Below are 17,457 nucleotides of genomic sequence, written 5' to 3' on the forward strand. Positions count from 1 at the left end.
CTTTGATTTCGATTAACATTACGACTTCCAATCATGCTTGAAATACAACGCATAAGAGAAGATAAAGAGGCTATTGCTGCTGCTCTCGATAAACGCAATATCGATGCTACTGAGACCTTGAACGAAATCCTCAAGGCAGACGAAGAGCGTCGCAAAACACAAGTTGAACTCGACAATACACTTGCCGAGAGCAACAAATTGGCGAAAGAAATTGGTCAGCTTTTCCGCGAAGGCAAAGTAGAAGAAGCCAACGCCGCTAAAGCGAGAACCGCCGACTTAAAAGTGAAGGGCAAGGAGTTGAACGACGCTCTTCAAATTGCGGAAGAAAAACAACGCGAACTCATCGTTAGCCTTCCCAATACTCCACACGAAAGCGTGGTAAAAGGCGCCGTTGCCGAAGATAACGTAGAAGTGAGCCGCGAAGGCGACTTCCCTACCCTTCACGCCAATGCCAAGCCTCACTGGGAACTCACTTCTGAGTATGATCTTATCGATTTTGAACTAGGTGTAAAAGTAACCGGAGCTGGTTTTCCCGTTTACACTAATAAAGGAGCGCGTCTTCAACGTGCCCTCATCAACTACTTCCTAGACAAGAATACATCCGCAGGTTACCGCGAATTCATCCCGCCTTTCTTCGTGAATGAGGACAGCGGTTTTGGGACTGGACAGTTGCCCGACAAAGAAGGTCAGATGTACCACATGACAGAGGATAACTTGTACGCTATCCCTACTGCTGAAGTACCGCTCACCAATATGTTCCGCGATGAGATTGTGGACGAGGCTGCCCTTCCTATTAAGTGTACCGCTTATACCCCTTGTTTCCGCAGAGAAGCCGGGTCTTACGGAAAAGACGTTCGCGGACTCAACCGCCTTCATCAATTCGACAAAGTAGAAATTGTGGTTCTCAGCAAACCTGAGGAATCGTACACTCGTCTTGATGAGATGGTAGAGCATGTAGCTGGATTGCTCCGCGACCTCAAACTTCCTTTCCGCGTGCTTCGCCTTTGTGGAGGCGACATGGGCTTTACTAGCGCATTGACGTACGACTTTGAAGTTTGGAGTGCCGCTCAAGAGAGATGGTTGGAAGTAAGTAGCGTTTCTAACTTTGAAACCTTCCAAGCCAATCGCCTCAAGTTGCGTTACCGCGACAGCGATAGAAAGACTCAACTCTGCCATACCCTCAATGGTTCTTCATTGGCACTGCCTCGAATTGTAGCGGCCTTGCTCGAGAATCATCAAGACGAAAATGGCATCAATATCCCTGAAGTTCTACACACTTACACAGGGTTTGAAAGAATTGAAAAATGAAAAACGTAGTAATCGCAGTATTAACCGGACTCACCCTTGCATCGTGTTCTAAAAGCGAAGTGCCTGAATCATTGACCACACTTCAAAGTGAAGTCACGGAAGCAATGGATATGTTGTCGAACCTCGACAGTGCTTCGATTGCCGAGCAATACAACAAGGTTAAGCCCTACTTCGAATACTTGTCGACTACTGATTACGACAGCACATTAAAGGATGTTTACATCAAAGATCTCACTTGGTTAGATCGTTATCAACGGGCCATTTTCAAGTGGCAAGGAAAGCACCGCTCCCACCTGATGGAGTTGGAAGAATCTGCTTCTCAGTTGAAGGATCTTACTCACGATGCGATTTATAATCAAATAGACACCAACGAGCTTCGTATCTTCATCAAACAAGAACGCAACGCCATTGAAGGAGTTTTGCGCAATATCCGCACAAGAGGCGGTGAAATCCTGTTCTACGGGAATGGCGCCGACTCCATGGCCACTCGTCTCGATTCTATCTTTCCCGATATTCAATGAGATACTTGACTATAGCCATATTCAGCCTACTCTCCCTGCTCTCTTCAGCGCAGGTGAAACTCGAGTTGGCCGAACAGGCTATGGAAGAGGGACGTTTTGAAGATGCGATTAAAGATTATCTCGACCTCTACAAGAGTCATAGCGACGATGTAAACTACAATTATGTATTGGATTGTTACATCGCCCTGAAAGACTGGCGTTCAGGAGAAAGATTTATTGAAAAACACATCGACAATTCGCGAAACCGTTTGGGTTTCTACAAGATCGACCGTGCGTTTTTTCTTCAAAACATTCCAGACACCTCAAAGGCAGAGAAGGTGTACAACGAGGTTCTGGAAGAAGTAAATTCCCAACCTGGCATTGCCTACCAGTATAGCGAAAGAGCTAAAAAATGGGGAGTCTATCGGTTTGCGCTTGCCGTTCTAGAAACGGCAGAACAGTCAGACCCTCGCATGCAGTTCAGCAACCAAAAAGCGAGTATTTATGCCGAATTGGGGATGCTCGAAGAGATGTATTCAGCCTACCTCGACGTACTGGAACGCACCCCGAACTTTTTGCTCCAACTTCAAAACATCATTCGGTTCAACATGAATCGCGAGGGAGAGATTCCCATCTCAGATGTCCTCAAACGCGATGTTCTGGTTCGAATTCGAGAAGGGGGACCGGTTGAATTAAACAAGTTCCTCATTTGGATTCTCACCCAAGAAGGACAGTACACCCAAGCTTTTACACAGGCAAAAGCGCTCTACCTCAGAGGGTCATATCGAGCTATCGATCTTCTTCAATTGGGTAATCAAGCTGTTACGGCAAAGGATTTTCGAGGAGCCAACCGTGTATTTGACTACATTATTCAAGAAGGTGATAAGACGCCATTTGAACAAAATGCACGTTATGCATTGCTCAAATCAAAATTCACTCAACTTCAGGCCGAACGCGCTGACACAACACAGTTCGAAGAACTCCTAGCTACGTGTTATGACAATATTGATGCACTTAGAGGTAGTCAACTGCTAGCGGACACCTACCTCTTAATGGCTGAAGTTCAATACGGATATCTTCACAAAAATGAGGATGCTCTAGAGAGTATAGCAAAGTGTGAAAATTCCGCGTCCCCCAATAACTCGAGTGTAGTGAGTGCTCAACTTTTGAAAGGCGACATTCAACTGGCAATGGGGCTTCCTTACGATGCCATCCTCACTTACGCACAGGTAGAATCCAATCACGATTCATCGCCCATGGGGCAAGAGGCTCGCTTCCGCAAGGGACGAGTGGCCTTTTATACTGGAAAATTCGAGTGGGCTGAAAATACCTTCTACGTATTAAAGCACTCCACATCAAAGTTGATTGCCAACGACGCCATGCGCTACAGCCTACTGATCAAGGACAATGCGGCGCTCGACACCACTTATGTTCTATTGGAGCGCTATGCAAAGGTCCTTCTGCTTCAAGCTCAAAACCGGTATTCCGATGCATTGCTCGCGCTAGACACTTTAGACGGGAGATTGAGTTTAGCTGTTTCCGATCATCCACTTAAGGATGAAGCCTTGTTCACCCGAGCAGAATTGCTATCCAACCTAAACAAAAACGAGGAAGCCGCAACACTCTATGAAAGAGTAGCTGCTAATTTCCCGAAAGATCTCCTCGCGGATCAAGCACTCATTAGAGCAGCAAGAATCTGCCTTTACACTCTGAAAGATGAGACACGTGCCAAGAACCTTTATGAAAAGGTTTTGTTGGAACACAGCAATAGTATTTACGCCGAAGAGGCGCGACAAGAGTACCGCAAACTTCGCGGTGACACGAACACTTGATGAAGATGTATATCTACAACGTTACGGTAAACGTCGATGATTCGGCTATCAATCAATGGACTACATGGATGCGTGAAACGCACATCCCAGATGTACTGCAAACCGGACTGTTCCTCGGTGCGACGATGTCTAGATTGATGGTTGAAGAAGAATCAGGCACTACCTTTTCCATTCAATACAAACTGAAGGACGAAGAGTCGTTTCGTCTTTACCAGGAGATGTACGCTCCAGCCTTACAAGCCGATCACAAAAAGCGATTTGAAGAAAAGACAGTAGCCTTCCGCACGATGATGGAGGTACTTGCTGAGTTCACCGCTGAACGTCTCGACTAATGGATGTTCTTCGTGGACTTCGTGTGGTTGAACTCGCATCGGTTTTAGCCGGCCCAGAAGTGGGACGCTTCTTGGCCGAATTGGGTGCAACCGTAGTGAAGTACGAAGCGCCAAGTGGGGATGTCACTCGGGGCTGGCGCCTTCAGAATGAAGACCGCTCTTCTTCTATCTCTGCTTATTTCGCAGCCATTAACGCAGGTAAGAGCTACGAAACGATCAACCTAAAAACGGAAGAAGGCAAGGCTGCTATTCACGAAATCCTTGAAAACACCGACATCCTTCTCACCAACTTCAAAGAAGGGGATGACGAACAGTTCGGTCTGTCAAGCCGTGAACTCAAATCTCAATTCCCAAGATTGATATGGGGGAAAATTGGAGGCTTTGCTTCTGAACCCTCTCGTCCTGCATTTGACGTGGTATTGCAAGCTGAAACAGGATGGATGAGCATGACGGGACAGCCCGATTCACTTCCCACCAAAATGCCAGTCGCACTGATTGATGTTTTAGCCGCCCATCAATTGAAAGAAGCCATATTGCTCGCTCTATACGAGAGAGAGAAAACGGGAAAAGGATCACATTGGCTTGTCACCTTAGAGGAGGCCTCCCTTTCTGGACTTGCTAATCAAGCCACAAACTATTGGATGAATGATGTGGTTGCTCAACAAATGGGCACGGCACATCCCAATATCGCTCCCTACGGAGATTTGCTTCCAACGTACGATAAAAAGTGGGCCGTACCTGCCATTGGAAGTCATGCTCAATTCCAAAGCTTCTGTAGTATTCTCGGGATTCCCGACCTCGCTTCAGATCTGCGCTTCAGAAGTAACATCGACCGTGTGTCTCATCGATCCTCACTGATCAAAGAATTGTCAGCCGCATCGAGTAAGCTCCATTCTGAAGTACTATCACAAAAATGCCATGACCTCAGGGTTCCTTTGGGCATCGTAAAAGATTTGGGAAAGGTTCTTTCGGAACCAACGGCCAATTCCATCGCTGTAGAAGAAGAGATGGATGGAAGAGCAACGAAACGGGTAAAGAGCTTTGTAGCTCGCAAACTCTAGTCCTCCCCACTTTCCTAAAACCTAAAACTCATGACGGTCATATAGGCCTACATTGAGTATCTTCACATTCGCAAAATCAACAAGGAATATGAAGAAGTTTATCCTATCGGTCATGACGACATCTGCCGTACTGGGTGCCTCTGCTCAACAGCAGATCATGACACCCGACCTACTATGGGCTCTTGGCAGAGTTCATATGGAAGACGTGAATAAAGACGGAACCAAAGTTCTTTATGGCGTTACGCGCTATTCACTAGAAGAAAACAAAGGCGAACGAGACCTTTACATCTACGATACCGAATCGGGTACCCCTAATTTGGTGATCGACCTTCCGGGCAGTGAAAGCTCTGCCGTATTTTTTGACGACACCCACATTGGCTATGCCAAAGACGGTCAATATTGGATTACTGAAGTAGGTGGAACGCCTCAACCTCTCACTCAGCTTCCAGAAGGCAGTGGCAACTTTAAACCAGTTCAATTAAAGGACGGATCTTGGATGCTTCTCTTCAGCGTACGTGAGAAAGTAAGCGAGACGCCAGGTGAAATGTACCCTTCCCTTCCTAAAGCGGAATTCAAGGTTATCGATGACTTGATGTACCGTCATTGGGACCATTGGAATGACGAATTTGTCAACCATCCAGCATTTGGAAAACTAGACATCTCTGGTGCCCATCAACTCACTACAGGTGGATTTACCCACATCATGCAAGGAGAACCCTTTGAATCTCCAATTCCTCCATTTTCAGGAAGCGAAAGTTTCGCGGTGAGTCCAGATGGAAAGTACGTGGCATACAACACCAAGTTAACCACTGGAAAGGAATTTGCTCAAAGTACAAATAGCATCATCTTCCTCTACGATACCGAAAATGGCGATGTAATTGAAGTTCCGGGAAGAAGCGGTTATGACAGTTCGCCAAAATTCTCTCCAGACGGAAGATACCTGGCCTTTACCAGCATGGAGCACGATGGATATGAGTCGGATGAAAGCCGCCTTGCCATATATGATGTTCGCAAGAAGTTCACCGTAATTGTAGGTGCAGCCGAAGATCAGGTTGTTGAATACATCAACGATTTCCAGTGGACCTCAAAGGATGAACTCATTGTAAATGTTCCTTTCCACGCTACTCAAAGATTGGCAAAAATTGAATTAGGCCGACTTCGTGAAGGGGAAGCGTTGAGCTATGAATTGGAATACCTAACGGATGGGGATTACAACTACCAAGGTTTCCATTATGCGAAGGGCAATCTTTTTGCCGAGCGTCAGGATATGAATCACGCTACAGAAATCTACTCGGTTACCGAAGATGCTGTTACTCCAATCACTCATGTGAACGATGGCATCTACGAGCATGTAGATATGAGCAATGTGGAGAAGAGAATGGTTCCAACATCGGATGGAAAAGAGATGCTTACCTGGGTGATTTATCCACCAGATTTTGATCCGAACAAAAAGTACCCAACCCTACTCTATTGTCAAGGTGGGCCGCAAAGTCCTGTGAGTCAATTCTACAGCTTCCGCTGGAACTTCCAATTGATGGCCGCACAAGGCTACATTGTAGTTGCTCCAAACCGAAGAGGCGTTCAAGGCTTCGGTTCTGAATGGAACGAAGAAATCTCTAAAGATTGGGGTGGCCAGGCCATGCGCGATTATCTCGCAGCCATTGATGATGTAGCGAAAGAGCCTTACGTTGACACTGAAAACCTCGGCGCTGTTGGCGCGAGTTACGGTGGCTATAGTGTGTACATGCTCGCTGGTATCCACGAAGGAAGATTCAGTGCGTTCATCAGTCACTGTGGCCTGTTCAACCTTGAAAGCTGGTACGGTGTAACCGAAGAATTGTTCTTTGCGAACTGGGATATCGGTGGACCGTATTGGACGAATCCAGCTCCAGAAAGTTATGCAGAATTTAGTCCGCATAAGTATGTGCAAAACTGGGATACACCAATCTTGGTAATCCACGGTGGAAATGACTTCCGCGTTCCTGAAAACCAAGGTATGGAAGCTTTCCAAGCTGCTCAACTTCAAGGTATCGATTCTAAATTTCTTTACTTCCCTAACGAAGGTCACTGGGTACTGAGTCCGCAAAACGGCATGGTATGGCACAGTGAGTTCTTTGGGTGGTTAGCGAAACATTTGAAGGAGTAGGGCTGCGCAGGGGCTTTGCATTGGCTTCGCAAGGGCCTGCGGTAGGGGCGTGGCAAGGGCTTGAGGCAGGGGCTAGCGCAGGGGCATAGCAAGGACCTACGGTAGGGGCGTGGCAAGGGCTAGCGCAAGGGCCTGCGGCAGGGGCTGATGCAAGAGCCATCAATAAAAAATATGGAAAGACACGGATTACTTCGAAAAGAAAAGATTCGTGTCTTTTTTATTTAACGCCTTTTTCGCCAGTACTGGATCATTCTATAAAGCTGCAAATCAATCATTTGAAGCACTTCTACCAAACGCACTCTCCTCTGGCTATCACACCATTTAATAAACCACTTTTCATCCATCATGGCCATAACTTCTCGGCATGATCTCTTCGAGTAGTCAAAGAATTTTAGTTTCTCTCCAATCATTCGGGTCCCAAATCCTTCGTTGAAATTATTAGAAATGCTTCTTGATGCTCGTATAACCTGATCTACAAAATCTCGTTTACTAGGAGTATTCTCAAGAGGAGCGATAAGCTCAATAAGCTCATCCAATTGGATTTTAACCAGTTGTTTTAATTCGTTCATTCCTCAAAGCAAACCGATTCTTCATTAAAACACCTTATTGTAAATGGATACAAACGTTTACGAATGGATAATCACTCTCCCAACCTACCCAACCGCCGCGAAGCCACTGCGCTAGCCACTGGCGAAGCCCAATGCGAAGCCCTTGCCTACAGCCCTTACCCCCAGCCACTGGCGAAGCCCAATGCAAAGCCCTTGCGAAGCCCTTGCCTACAGCCCTTGCCCCCAGCCACTGGCGCAGCCCCTACCCTACCCATTTTCTCCCTATCTTCGCCCCCCAAATGGAGTCACCACTTAACATCTTTTCTCTACCTAACGGATTGCGTGTCATTCACAAGCCTGTGAATAGTCCTGTTGCGCATTGCGGACTCATCATTAATGCGGGGTCTCGCGATGAAAACGACAACGAACAGGGTATGGCGCATTTCATTGAGCACGTTCTTTTTAAGGGAACCAAGAAGCGAAAAGCCTATCACATTTTAAGTCGGCTTGAAGATGTAGGTGGTGAGCTAAATGCGTACACAGGCAAAGAGGAAACCGTTCTTTATGCCTCCGTACTCAAGCGTCACCTTCCAAGGGCCATTGAATTACTGTTCGAAATTGCCTTTGAATCGGTTTATCCAGAAAAGGAGATCAAGAAAGAAAAGGATGTCATCAATGATGAAATTGCTTCTTACCTCGATTCACCGAGTGAGTTGATCTTTGACGATTTCGAAGATGTGCTTTTTAAGGGACACCCGATTGGCAGAAATATTCTGGGAACACCAGAGAGCTTAGCTGCCATCAACCGCCCGCGATTGATGGACTGGGTAGCTAAGCACTATTCCCCAGAAAGAATGGTGTTTAGTATTGTGGGTGATTATTCAGAGAAAGATATCCGCAAGTACATCGACAAATACACTTCGGAACTACCTTCTGGAGACCCTCGCTACCACAGACGACCGATCAATGGGTACGAGCCCGTGTTCCAAGTGGAAGACAAATCGACCTATCAAACCCATGCCATTGTTGGCAACCGTGGCTACGACATGCATCATCACGATTTAACAGCGATGATTTTGTTGAACAACCTCTTGGGTGGGCCTGGAATGAATTCACGCTTGAACCTCAATATTCGAGAGAAATACGGATTTGCCTACAACCTCGAATCCTTCTATACGGCCTACACCGATACGGGTACGTTTGGTGTGTATGTCGGAACCGATAAGGGAACCATCGATCGAAGCTTGAAACTCATCCATCGCGAACTACGCATGCTGCGTGAAAAAAAGCTTGGCGTGGTTCAGCTCAAGAAGGCTAAGCAGCAATTACTAGGACAATTTGCGCTTGGACAAGAGAGCAACTCAAGCTCAATGATTGGAATTGGTAGAACGCTGTTGCATTATGACAAGGTGGAAACTTTTGAAGAAGTGACGAAAAGAGTGGAATCGGTTTCTTCGGATGCTATCATGCGCGTTGCCAATGAAGTATTCGACCCATCTCAACTTACTACCTTGATCTACAAGGCGAAGTAATTGTTTATTTCCAAAACTCTTCATCCAAGAGGTTCTCATCCTCCTCTACTTTTTGCAAATCTCTTGGAGGGTAAACGATGGCTGATGTTTGTACAAAGGCATTACCAACGGAAAGAAGGAAGACCATTCCAGCTATGGATTCATCTAAGGCAAATAGCGCTGCCAAAACACCGATCAAACAAGTTAGCACCCATGCTGAGGTGAGTACCAGACTAACGAGATAAGCAGGACCTTTGATGAACAGGCTCTGAATGATCGTTCGATTAGCCAAATACAACATTACTGCTACAAGAGTTGAAGCCCCTAGGAGTAAGCCGACTCCTTCAAGCGATAAGTCATTCAGAAAGAAACTAACATAAATGGGTATGGAAACGGGGGATGAATACACCAACCATCGGTACCCTTTTACCCACTTGGAATCAGATTGATCAACAAACATCACCATGGATTATCGATGACTTCCATATCTGAGTCTTCTTCGATACGATTCATATGAATATGATGTGGTCGCCGTGAAATCAACCAAATCTCCGAAAAACCATGCACTAAAAGTATGATTAAGAAGGTCAGTACCTCTATTATTTCACGGACTGATCGATATGGATTATCCAGCGTCTCTAGGAGAACGTCTGTTGTAAATGAGTACGCAAACCAGAGTAATCCCAATCCATACAATGTCAGCAATATCCTCATCAAAACAATCAAGAACTTCAGCTTATTTCTCAACCCCAATACAAAGAGGTAATTGAAAGTCAAATCTCCTATAAGCCCTAATCCAATTATCTTAAGTTCAAACTCTATCAACTCCAAATCTTCTGGAACACCATAAGACCAAATCAAATATGATATGAAAAGAAAAAAAGCCGTAAAACTGATCAGGGGTATGAAATGAGGACGTTTTTTCAAGGTGAGCGAAAACATACAATCGTACATTTGAGTTAGTACCTGAAAATACAACATCATGGAATTCCTCCCCGAAAGTATCGATCAATATGTTCACAATCACACCAAAGCGGAAAGTGATTTACTGGCGCGACTCAATCGAGAAACGCATGTGAAGATCATGAGTCCGCGTATGCTAAGTGGACATCTACAAGGAAGAGTTCTATCCTTACTCGCCAAGCTTCATCGGCCCAAGCGAATACTAGAAATTGGAACGTACACGGGATACTCCGCCCTGTGCTTGGCCGAAGGGCTAGTGAATGGCGGAGAATTGCACACCATCGACATCAACGAAGAACTGGAGGACTTTGCCAGAAAGTACTTTGACGAAAGTGACTTTGGCGACTCCATTCACCAACACATTGGAAAAGCCTTAGACGTCATTCCTACACTAAAAGATGGATGGGATATTGTGTTTATTGATGCCGACAAATCGAACTACGTTAATTACTACAACGACATCGTACCTCGCATGAATCCAGGAGGCTTGATCTTATGTGACAATGTGTTGTGGAGTGGGAAGATTGTGGATGAAAATGCGAATGATAAAGACACCGTTGTTCTCCGCGAGTTAAACGAGCTCATTACACAAGATGACCGAGTGGAGAATGTACTGCTACCAATTCGCGACGGTTTGATGGCTGCTCGCATAAAGTGACAATTATCAGTTTAAAAACTGACTTTTAGCATTTTTTGCCACATGAAATACAGACATCTTTGTTAGGCTGAAAAGACCAAGCAGGGATGCCAAATTCTATTAGTCGATATAATCTAGCTGTACCTCGTTACACCTCGTACCCTCCCGTTCCGCATTGGAAGGTGGAGGGATTTGACATAGCTGATGCTCACTCGCGCTTTGTGGACGAGGTGAAAAAAAGAGGAGAACTCAGCCTCTATTTGCACTTGCCGTTTTGCGAAGCTCTTTGTACCTACTGCGGTTGCAACAAGCGCATCACTAAAAACCACAAGGTAGAAACGCCTTACATCGACACCCTCCTAAAAGAGTGGCAGATGTATCTCGACCTTCTAGTAGGTGTTGATTTTAAGATCAGCGGCATCCACTTAGGTGGAGGAACACCTACCTTCTTTAGTCCAAAAAACTTAGATGACCTCCTCAGCAAAATGCTAGAAGGTCAGCAGCTTGTAAAGGATTACGCCTTTAGTTTTGAAGGTCACCCCGCCAACACAACATCGGAACACCTTCGAGTTCTATACAAGCACGGCTTTAGACGAATGAGTTTGGGAATTCAAGATTTTGACCCCGTAGTTCAGAAGGCCATTCACCGTTGGCAAAGTGTTGAGCAGGTTGAAAAATGTGTTCGCGAAGCTCGAGAAATCGGTTATACCTCTATCAATTTTGATTTGATCTACGGTCTCCCCTTCCAAAACATGGAAGGCTTGGACAATACGTTTACGGAGGTAACACGCATGCTTCCAGATCGCATTGCATTCTACAGTTACGCGCATGTGCCATGGGTCAGCAAGAGTCAGCGGGCTTATGATGAAAACGATCTACCTTCTCCAGAGGCCAAAACCCTACTTTATCAATGGGGGTGCCGACTCTTAGAGCGAGCTGGTTATGTGGATGTGGGGATGGATCACTTCGTACTTCCAGGCGATGAGCTGTTTACCGCCAGAGAGCATCATCACTTGCACAGAAATTTTATGGGCTACACCCATGATAGGGAAACCCTTCAACTTGGTCTCGGCGTCTCTTCAATTTCAGATGGAGTGGGCGCGTATTGGCAAAATGAAAAAGTGGTTGAAGATTGGTCGGAGCGAGTGAACCGCGGAGAGCTTCCCATTTTCAAAGGTCATTTGATGACCGACATTGAAAAATCTATACGTCGACGAATTATAGAATTGAGTTGCTACTTCCGCTTGTCCGAAAGCGAACTTCTGCAAGCCATGCACCTCGATCACGAGCTTCAACACAAGCTGTATGCCTTTGTAGAAGACGGATTAATCGACATTAAACCCAATGGATTAATCGTTACTGCCAAAGGTAAATCCATTGTAAGAGTTGTCTGTGCAGCCTTTGACCCTAACATGAAGGTGATTCAAGACGGCGTGTTCTCTCGAGCAGTTTAACGGTTATTCGCTTATCCCTTCTTATCTTTCGTCCCTCTAAGGACATGGGATACTCTACTCGAATTTTTGGATTAGACCTATTGAGGGCCTTTGCCATATTAACGGTGGTATATGGTCATGGGAATATTTTGCTCGAACACGAGTTCGACAAAGCCAAAATGAATTGGTTTACATTCGACGGTGTCTCCATCTTTTTCGTGCTCAGTGGATTTCTGATTGGCGGTATTCTCATCAAACAAATCGAGACGGGAAGAACGCAATGGTCGGATTTATTCCGATTTTGGAGAAGGAGATGGTTTCGAACATTGCCCAACTATTTCTTAGTACTAACGGTTCTCACCTGCTACTACGTATGGGTCACGAACAGGCCGTTTTCAGAGCTACTGCCTTACTTCGGATTTTTACAGAATTTCGCGTGGGACCATCCCATTCACTTCAATGAAGCCTGGAGTTTGTCGGTTGAAGAATGGTTCTATCTAGGAGTACCTCTGTTGATGTGGAGCTCTTTTCACCTTTTCGCACTTACTCCTAGACACACCCTTATCCTCGTTGCACTCATCATCTTAACCATCAGTGGAACTGTCCGAATTTGGCGGTTTCTAGATGGAGATATCGACAGTGTACACGCTTGGGATCTTTCCCTTAGAAAGCAAGTTGTAACTCGCCTTGATTCTATTATGATAGGGGTAATTGCTGCCTACATCAAGTTCTACCGACTCAACTCTTGGTTTGCTAATCAGAAGAAAAAACTCTTTGCAGGTATCGGTTTGATCATTGCCCATAAGGTGTTTATTGCAAGCATGTTGGCCGAAGAAGTGGTGAGTACCTACGACGCCATTTTCTCATTTTGGGTCATTGCATTGGGAACGGCCCTCACTCTGCCTTACTTGTCGAATTGGAAGGTATCACGCTCAACTTGGTCGGCAGCCATTACCAAGATTAGCTTGATCTCCTACTCCATGTACTTGATTCACCTCAGTGGTGTTTTGAGGATACTCGTTCAAGACTTTGGCATCGCGGATTTCTCAACTGCCCTTGGTTACTTAGCCTATTGGTTCTTCACCTTTACCATTTCTTGGTTGATGTATCGCTTTTACGAGAAACCAACCACGGCTCTCCGCGAAAAATTCTAACCGCAAACACCGCACAAGTCCTTACCTTGTTGAAAATTTTCTCAACATGCGTACGATTCAATTCATCACGCTTGCACTCGCAACTGCCCTATCTTCCATCTCCTATGGGCAAGATATTAACGATCAAATTAGAGCCTCCCTACAAGCCCAAGCTGAACTGGACTCTAGCTTCGCCGATCGCAGCGAATCTCCACTCACAGAATCCGATTTTAAAAACTTTACTAGTCTTCCTTTTTTTCCAGTAGATACGAATTGGATTGTGGAATGTACTTTGATCCGCACCCCTGATTCCGAACCATTTGAAATGCCGACCTCCACCAACCGACGTCCGGTTTATCGCGTATTTGGAGAGCTTCATTTCACCTATGGAGATTCGAGCCTAGTTTTGAATGTTTACCAGAACTTGGACCTGATAAAGCGTCCAGGTTTTGAAGACTACCTCTTCCTGCCTTTTGGCGATGAAACGAATGGAAATAGTACCTATGGCGGAGGAAGATACCTCGATCTCCGCATCCCTGAAGGCGATACCATCGTAGTGGATTTCAACCGATGTTATCACCCATTATGTGCGTACAACAATCGGTACTCGTGCCCTAAAATCCCCTTCGAGAACATCCTGAATGTTCCCATCAAAGCTGGCGTTAAATACGAAGGACACCATTGATGAACACTTTCCAATTTTAAGTGTCTTAAGAGTAAACATTTTATCATGAGCGATAGAAAAATCATCGATATACATCCAGCCATGGCCGCGCACATGCCTGGCTTGAGCACGTGGCGCGCGATGCCTACGGCACGAATTGAATGGCTTGATCCCTTTCTATTCTTGAATCATCATGGACCGGATGTTTTCCGTCCCAACAACCGTGGACTTCCTTTTGGACCGCATCCTCACCGTGGGTTTGAAACACTAACCTACATTCTTGAAGGTGAGTTGATTCACAAAGACACCACCGGCTACAACAGCAACATCAAGACAGGTGGGGTTCAATGGATGACTGCTGGAAGTGGCCTTCTTCATTCGGAGACTTCTTCCGAAGAATTCAAAAAAGAAGGTGGAGCAGTTGAACTCATTCAACTATGGCTGAACTTGCCATCCAAACTCAAAATGACTCCTCCGTCCTACACTGGGCTTCAAGAAAATGAACTGGTGCATTTTGATGCAGTGGAAGGAGTACGTGTTCATCTCTTAAGTGGTGAATTCTTGGATCATAAAGGTCCCATTGATTCCATTACCAACCTCACAATGACTTGGATGGAATTGAGGGAGAATTCCAAGTTGGATCTTCAAGTAGATCCCGAAAATCAAATCTTGCTGTATGTAGTAAGCGGCAAACTCGACGTAAACGGACGCGAGGCCGGTGAGCGATCATTGGTTCAATTCGATCACGAAGGCACAGACATTCACTTACAAGCACAAGCGGACACACGCATCTTATTCGGTTACGGCAAGCCGTTCAACGAACCTATTGCCGCTTACGGACCATTCGTTATGAATTCAGAAGCAGAGCTTCAGGAAGCGTTTAACGACTATCAAAATGGTAAATTAGGAGTGTGGAAAGATTAATGCACTCTCGGTTACTCTTGCCCATTCTACTGTTCTCAGCTCATTGTTGGGGACAAGTAGAATGGTCGATAGACACCTTAATGCTGTGGTCAAAACCTGAGTTCGTCTTTGAGACTAGCGAAATAGATGCCGTTGAAGATTTTGCCAGTGAAATTAGCTATCGCGCTTCTACTGTTGCTGAACGAACCGTCATTGGACCTTATCAGTCTTGGCATTGGAAGAAAATGGAAGTGAGTGACAATTTGCTACACCCCATTGACTTACAGATGCTCTTCAACCCTGAAGACTCTGCTCATGTCTTCTTCTTATTTCGTCATTATGAATCCTCAGTGAATTTGAACTCCGCCGTTCTATCGGGGCACTATCCAGCCATAGAAAATTGGCTACTCGATTTAGATGTAATCCTACCGAAAGAACCCGAATAATCTTCGTGCCAACATGCGCAAAACGGTATTCCTCTTTGCTCTAATTCTGCTAACTGCCGTTTTACGCGGACAGGAGAGAGATACTTTGCTGTATGTCAACCACAAAAATACCGAGCTGAACAAAGCTCTTATCTACTACACGGGAAATATAGACTCCTTGATTGCTTCTATATCCCATCAAGTAAACGCAGATCCAAAAGTTGAAGTTACTGGAAAGGGAGTGCGATATCGCTATTTAGAATCTCACTTACCTAAACCCATCTTCGAAAGGATCTATTTCGATATTGTCGTTTCGAAATTCAATACCGCAGCATCCGAAGATACTCAAATAGTGTACGTTACCTTTACTTCAGCATCGGGAAGCAACCTCACTGAATTGATGTTTGATTTTGCAGAAGATGAGTTATTCGAACTCTTCACAAAAGCGATAGACTACGGCTTTACGGGCGCTTCTGGGGGCTAGTGCGAATCTTCTTGTACACCTTGATAGCTGTCATCAACACCGCGATAAACACGAAAAGTCCAACAATTCCCCACAACATATCGATGGTGTTTCTCAACTCCACCAAGAAAACAATGGCAATGAGGAAGATGGTTGCTACTTCATTCCAAACTCGCATTTGGTTTCCCGAATAGCGGAAATCGCCTTTTTGTTGAAGTTTGAAGATGTAATGAAGGCTGAAGAAATACGCGTATAGTCCAAGGACAAACCCCAACTTCACCCATAACCATCCTTGGATATACCACCCAATGGTATCGAGCATCCAAAGGCCAAAAATCAGGGTGAGAACAGCAGATGGCCATGTGATACCATACCACAATCTACGCTGCATCAATGAATACTGCTCCAACAAAATTGACCGTCTCTCTCCCTTTTCTGTACTAGCCTCACTGGCATACACAAAGAGTCGGGGCATATAAAACAACCCGGCAAACCAGGTTACTACAAAGATGATGTGCAGGGCTCTTACGTAAAGGGCTTCCATTAGCGTTTGTCGTATTGCTCTTCGTAGTAGGATTGATAATCACCGCTGGTCACATTGCGCAGCCAGTCTTCATTCTCCATGTACCAATCAATAGTTTCTGCCAAGCCCTGTTCAAAAGTCACGCTTGGTTCCCATCCCAATTCATTCTTGATTTTGGTAGAATCAATGGCGTATCTCCTATCGTGGCCTGGACGATCTTTTACGTAGGTAATCAGTCCTTCGCTGGTTCCTTCTGGTCTGCCCAGTTTAGAATCCATAAGGTTACAGAGAAGTTTCACCAAGTCGATGTTCTTCCACTCGTTGAACCCTCCGATATTGTAGGTTTCACCAATAACCCCTTCATGAAACACGGTATCAATGGCGCGGGCGTGATCAATCACATACAGCCAATCGCGGGTGTAATTACCATCGCCATAAACAGGTAATGGTTTCATGTTCACAATGTTATTGATGAAAAGTGGAATCAACTTTTCTGGGAAGTGATTAGGACCGTAGTTGTTGCTACAGTTGGTCACTACAATAGGCATTTCATAGGTTTCCCCATACGCTCTCACAAAGTGATCGGAACTCGCTTTGGAGGCTGAATATGGAGAGTTTGGATCGTAGGCTGTAGTTTCTGTAAAGAGTCCTGTATCGCCCAAGCTTCCGTAGACTTCATCGGTAGAAATATGGTAGAAGCGCTTCTCGGACATATTATCTCCCCAAAGTGCTTTAGCTTCATCGAGCAAGTTCACCGTACCCAACACGTTCGTGCGAACAAAGGCTAAAGGATCAGTGATCGATCGGTCTACGTGACTCTCAGCTGCTAGGTGGATGATACCATCGGGTCTGTGCTTCTCAAACACCTTTCGAACAGCAGCGGCATCCACGATGTCAGCTTTTTCAAAGTGATAGTTCGGTCGGTTCTCGATATCCTTCAGATTCTCCAAATTCCCCGCGTAAGTAAGCGCGTCTAAATTGACAATGTGATAATCTGCGTACCTCTTAACGAAACGACGTACGACGTGAGAACCGATAAACCCAGCTCCACCTGTGATGAGAATGCTTTTCATGA

The 17,457-nt window shown here is 45.4% G+C and carries 19 protein-coding genes; 14 read left to right on the forward strand and 5 right to left on the reverse strand.

From position 1 onward, the window contains the following. Window positions 1–33: 33 nt before the first annotated feature. From serS to F8C82_RS09395, 6 genes are all read left to right on the forward strand, one after another. Entirely contained in the window at window positions 34–1,308 is a 1,275-nt protein-coding gene (serS, locus tag F8C82_RS09370; protein ID WP_151693328.1) for a serine--tRNA ligase, read from the forward strand. Next, complete coding sequence (locus F8C82_RS09375; RefSeq protein WP_151693329.1) at window positions 1,305–1,829, forward strand: hypothetical protein; 525 nt, start codon at window positions 1,305–1,307, stop codon at window positions 1,827–1,829. The genes serS and F8C82_RS09375 overlap by 4 nt, the downstream gene beginning before the upstream one ends. Then, a complete protein-coding gene (locus F8C82_RS09380; protein WP_151693330.1) occupies window positions 1,826–3,640 on the forward strand; it encodes a tetratricopeptide repeat protein in 1,815 nt (604 codons plus the stop codon). Before F8C82_RS09375 ends, F8C82_RS09380 begins: the two co-directional genes overlap by 4 nt. A 5-nt stretch (window positions 3,641–3,645) precedes the next feature. Beyond that, complete coding sequence (locus F8C82_RS09385; RefSeq protein ID WP_151693331.1) at window positions 3,646–3,972, forward strand: DUF4286 family protein; 327 nt, start codon at window positions 3,646–3,648, stop codon at window positions 3,970–3,972. Next, window positions 3,972–5,033 (forward strand): CaiB/BaiF CoA transferase family protein, encoded by a 1,062-nt coding sequence (locus tag F8C82_RS09390; protein WP_151693332.1) that lies wholly within the window; start codon window positions 3,972–3,974, stop codon window positions 5,031–5,033. The genes F8C82_RS09385 and F8C82_RS09390 overlap by 1 nt, the downstream gene beginning before the upstream one ends. Window positions 5,034–5,121: 88 nt before the next feature. Next, a complete protein-coding gene (locus tag F8C82_RS09395; RefSeq protein WP_223279531.1) occupies window positions 5,122–7,179 on the forward strand; it encodes an alpha/beta hydrolase family protein in 2,058 nt (685 codons plus the stop codon). Window positions 7,180–7,400: 221 nt separating this feature from the next. On the opposite strand, the gene F8C82_RS09400 is transcribed toward F8C82_RS09395, so the two are convergent. Continuing rightward, window positions 7,401–7,748, reverse strand: a complete 348-nt coding sequence (locus F8C82_RS09400) for a four helix bundle protein (RefSeq protein ID WP_151693333.1) — start codon at window positions 7,746–7,748, stop codon at window positions 7,401–7,403. Window positions 7,749–8,026: 278 nt separating this feature from the next. On the opposite strand from F8C82_RS09400, the gene F8C82_RS09405 reads away from it, so the two are divergent. Next, a complete protein-coding gene (locus F8C82_RS09405; RefSeq protein WP_151693334.1) occupies window positions 8,027–9,259 on the forward strand; it encodes a M16 family metallopeptidase in 1,233 nt (410 codons plus the stop codon). A 4-nt stretch (window positions 9,260–9,263) separates the two neighbouring features. Here the strand turns inward: F8C82_RS09405 and F8C82_RS09410 are convergent, their stop codons facing one another. Beyond that, the gene (locus F8C82_RS09410; RefSeq protein WP_151693335.1) at window positions 9,264–9,698 is read right to left on the reverse strand and encodes a hypothetical protein; all 435 of its coding nucleotides are present in this window, start codon (window positions 9,696–9,698) and stop codon (window positions 9,264–9,266) included. Next, the gene (locus F8C82_RS09415) at window positions 9,698–10,180 is read right to left on the reverse strand and encodes a hypothetical protein (protein ID WP_151693336.1); all 483 of its coding nucleotides are present in this window, start codon (window positions 10,178–10,180) and stop codon (window positions 9,698–9,700) included. Before F8C82_RS09415 ends, F8C82_RS09410 begins: the two co-directional genes overlap by 1 nt. A 40-nt stretch (window positions 10,181–10,220) precedes the next feature. Here F8C82_RS09415 and F8C82_RS09420 point away from each other — a divergent pair, with 40 nt between their 5' ends. The 7 genes from F8C82_RS09420 to F8C82_RS09450 all read left to right on the forward strand — a co-directional run bounded on the left by F8C82_RS09420 (window position 10,221) and on the right by F8C82_RS09450 (window position 15,880). Beyond that, window positions 10,221–10,859, forward strand: coding sequence for an O-methyltransferase (locus F8C82_RS09420; protein WP_151693337.1), 639 nt, complete (start codon window positions 10,221–10,223; stop codon window positions 10,857–10,859). 86 nt (window positions 10,860–10,945) lie between these two features. Then, the gene (hemN, locus tag F8C82_RS09425) at window positions 10,946–12,292 is read left to right on the forward strand and encodes an oxygen-independent coproporphyrinogen III oxidase (protein ID WP_151693338.1); all 1,347 of its coding nucleotides are present in this window, start codon (window positions 10,946–10,948) and stop codon (window positions 12,290–12,292) included. 44 nt (window positions 12,293–12,336) lie between these two features. Continuing rightward, window positions 12,337–13,425 carry an acyltransferase family protein gene (locus F8C82_RS09430; protein WP_151693339.1) on the forward strand — a complete coding sequence of 363 codons (1,089 nt, stop codon included), beginning with the start codon at window positions 12,337–12,339 and terminating at the stop codon, window positions 13,423–13,425. 46 nt (window positions 13,426–13,471) lie between these two features. After that, entirely contained in the window at window positions 13,472–14,089 is a 618-nt protein-coding gene (locus tag F8C82_RS09435; protein ID WP_151693340.1) for a DUF1684 domain-containing protein, read from the forward strand. Between the two features lie 45 nt (window positions 14,090–14,134). Further along, window positions 14,135–14,992 (forward strand): pirin family protein, encoded by an 858-nt coding sequence (locus tag F8C82_RS09440; RefSeq protein ID WP_151693341.1) that lies wholly within the window; start codon window positions 14,135–14,137, stop codon window positions 14,990–14,992. After that, on the forward strand, window positions 14,980–15,417 hold the full coding sequence (locus tag F8C82_RS09445; RefSeq protein ID WP_151693342.1) for a hypothetical protein: 438 nt from the start codon (window positions 14,980–14,982) through the stop codon (window positions 15,415–15,417). Before F8C82_RS09440 ends, F8C82_RS09445 begins: the two co-directional genes overlap by 13 nt. A 13-nt stretch (window positions 15,418–15,430) precedes the next feature. Beyond that, complete coding sequence (locus tag F8C82_RS09450; protein ID WP_151693343.1) at window positions 15,431–15,880, forward strand: hypothetical protein; 450 nt, start codon at window positions 15,431–15,433, stop codon at window positions 15,878–15,880. Here the strand turns inward: F8C82_RS09450 and F8C82_RS09455 are convergent. Beyond that, the gene (locus tag F8C82_RS09455) at window positions 15,858–16,403 is read right to left on the reverse strand and encodes a CopD family protein (RefSeq protein WP_151693344.1); all 546 of its coding nucleotides are present in this window, start codon (window positions 16,401–16,403) and stop codon (window positions 15,858–15,860) included. The two genes, F8C82_RS09450 and F8C82_RS09455, sit on opposite strands and share 23 nt — an antisense overlap. Then, complete coding sequence (gene rfbB, locus F8C82_RS09460; RefSeq protein ID WP_151693345.1) at window positions 16,403–17,455, reverse strand: dTDP-glucose 4,6-dehydratase; 1,053 nt, start codon at window positions 17,453–17,455, stop codon at window positions 16,403–16,405. Before rfbB ends, F8C82_RS09455 begins: the two co-directional genes overlap by 1 nt. Between the last annotated feature and the right edge of the window lie 2 nt (window positions 17,456–17,457).

This window comes from Phaeocystidibacter marisrubri (assembly GCF_008933165.1).
GTDB classification, from domain to species: Bacteria; Bacteroidota; Bacteroidia; order Flavobacteriales; family Schleiferiaceae; genus Phaeocystidibacter; species Phaeocystidibacter marisrubri.

Excerpts from the sequence above, each read along its gene's own strand:
- F8C82_RS09375 (WP_151693329.1), top strand. The coding sequence starts at position 1,305 with ATGAAAAACGTAGTAATCGCAGTATTAACCGGACTCACCCTTGCATCG.
- F8C82_RS09435 (WP_151693340.1), top strand. The coding sequence starts at position 13,472 with ATGCGTACGATTCAATTCATCACGCTTGCACTCGCAACTGCCCTATCT.
- F8C82_RS09440 (WP_151693341.1), top strand. The coding sequence starts at position 14,135 with ATGAGCGATAGAAAAATCATCGATATACATCCAGCCATGGCCGCGCAC.
- F8C82_RS09380 (WP_151693330.1), top strand. The coding sequence starts at position 1,826 with ATGAGATACTTGACTATAGCCATATTCAGCCTACTCTCCCTGCTCTCT.
- F8C82_RS09410 (WP_151693335.1), bottom strand. The coding sequence starts at position 9,698 with ATGTTTGTTGATCAATCTGATTCCAAGTGGGTAAAAGGGTACCGATGG.
- F8C82_RS09450 (WP_151693343.1), top strand. The coding sequence starts at position 15,431 with ATGCGCAAAACGGTATTCCTCTTTGCTCTAATTCTGCTAACTGCCGTT.
- F8C82_RS09390 (WP_151693332.1), top strand. The coding sequence starts at position 3,972 with ATGGATGTTCTTCGTGGACTTCGTGTGGTTGAACTCGCATCGGTTTTA.
- F8C82_RS09395 (WP_223279531.1), top strand. The coding sequence starts at position 5,122 with ATGAAGAAGTTTATCCTATCGGTCATGACGACATCTGCCGTACTGGGT.
- rfbB (WP_151693345.1), bottom strand. The coding sequence starts at position 17,455 with ATGAAAAGCATTCTCATCACAGGTGGAGCTGGGTTTATCGGTTCTCAC.
- hemN (WP_151693338.1), top strand. The coding sequence starts at position 10,946 with ATGCCAAATTCTATTAGTCGATATAATCTAGCTGTACCTCGTTACACC.
- F8C82_RS09455 (WP_151693344.1), bottom strand. The coding sequence starts at position 16,403 with ATGGAAGCCCTTTACGTAAGAGCCCTGCACATCATCTTTGTAGTAACC.
- F8C82_RS09385 (WP_151693331.1), top strand. The coding sequence starts at position 3,646 with ATGTATATCTACAACGTTACGGTAAACGTCGATGATTCGGCTATCAAT.
- F8C82_RS09415 (WP_151693336.1), bottom strand. The coding sequence starts at position 10,180 with ATGTTTTCGCTCACCTTGAAAAAACGTCCTCATTTCATACCCCTGATC.
- F8C82_RS09420 (WP_151693337.1), top strand. The coding sequence starts at position 10,221 with ATGGAATTCCTCCCCGAAAGTATCGATCAATATGTTCACAATCACACC.
- F8C82_RS09400 (WP_151693333.1), bottom strand. The coding sequence starts at position 7,748 with ATGAACGAATTAAAACAACTGGTTAAAATCCAATTGGATGAGCTTATT.
- F8C82_RS09405 (WP_151693334.1), top strand. The coding sequence starts at position 8,027 with ATGGAGTCACCACTTAACATCTTTTCTCTACCTAACGGATTGCGTGTC.
- serS (WP_151693328.1), top strand. The coding sequence starts at position 34 with ATGCTTGAAATACAACGCATAAGAGAAGATAAAGAGGCTATTGCTGCT.
- F8C82_RS09430 (WP_151693339.1), top strand. The coding sequence starts at position 12,337 with ATGGGATACTCTACTCGAATTTTTGGATTAGACCTATTGAGGGCCTTT.